1 protein-coding gene and 1 pseudogene are annotated in these 1,075 nt (G+C 71.8%); both read left to right on the forward strand.

What is annotated here, in order from left to right:
* Positions 1-212 (forward strand): annotated as a pseudogene (locus E7Z54_RS19405) (hypothetical protein); the annotation flags it as partial.
* A gap of 59 nt (positions 213-271) precedes the next feature.
* Positions 272-1,018 (forward strand): class I SAM-dependent methyltransferase, encoded by a 747-nt coding sequence (locus E7Z54_RS19410; protein WP_136436372.1) that lies wholly within the window; start codon positions 272-274, stop codon positions 1,016-1,018.
* Positions 1,019-1,075 lie beyond the last annotated feature (57 nt).

Below are 1,075 nucleotides of genomic sequence, written 5' to 3' on the forward strand. Positions count from 1 at the left end.
CCGACGCCCGACGGGAGCTGGCCGTCGCCCGCGACCGCACCGAGGAGGCACAGCGCACGGCGCAGCGGCTGGGCGAGCGCCTCGCCGACGCGGAGGAGCGCGCGAGCCACGCCGTCGTCCGGGTCGCCGAGCTCGAGGCCGAGCTCGACGTGCTCCAGGCCGAGTGGCAGGCGCTCGAGGTCCGCAACCGTGAGGTCCGCAAGGCCGTCTAGGAGCTCCGGCGCCGTTCTGGCCGGGGTTCCACCGAGCGGCCGGTGTATATCCTCGCGGAGTGAACCGTCACGGATTCCTCGCCGCCCTGCACGAGAAGCTCCGGCCGCGCACCTACCTCGAGATCGGCGTGCACAGGGGGCAGAGCCTGACGCTCTCGCGCGTGCCGAGCATCGGCATCGACCCCGAGTTCAACGTGACCTGCGAGCTCCAGGCGGACGTGCATCTGGCGCGGATGACCAGCGACGAGTTCTTCGCGCGGCCCCATCCGCTGGCGCACCTGCCGATCAACGTGCTGGACCTGGCGTTCATCGACGGGATGCACCTGGCGGAGTACTCCCTGCGTGACTACCTCGCGGTCGAGCGCTTCACGCACTCCGGGACGGTCGTGGTCTTCGACGACATGCTGCCGCGGCGAGTGAACGAGGCCAACCGCTACCGCCAGTCGGGCGGCTGGACCGGGGACGTCTACAAGGCGCTCGAGGCCCTTCGGACCCTCCGCCCTGACGTGGTCGTCATCGAGGTCGCCACGGAAGGCAGTGGTACAGCTGTGGTCCTCTGCCCGGACGCCTCACGGAACGGGGTGCTCGAGGGCTACGACGACTGGCTGGAGTCGGCGATCGTCCCGGACCCGCAGCCGGTGCCACAGGATGTGCTCAAGCGCACCCGTGCCGTCGATCCGGAGGAGCTGCTCGCCGCACCGGGCTGGGACGCGGTCATCGCCGCACGCCACGGCAAGGCCAGCGCGGAGGAGATCCGCGCCGCGTTCGCCAGGTACGGCGCCGCTCGGGTCAGCGCGATCGGCTGAGCCGCCGTCTCACCGTGCCGGCGACCCGCCGCACCGGCGTCGGCAGCAGGTCCGCCG

The sequence above is a fragment of the Nocardioides sp. genome, assembly GCF_004803405.1.
In the GTDB taxonomy this organism is placed as follows: domain Bacteria; phylum Actinomycetota; class Actinomycetes; order Propionibacteriales; family Nocardioidaceae; genus Nocardioides; species Nocardioides vastitatis.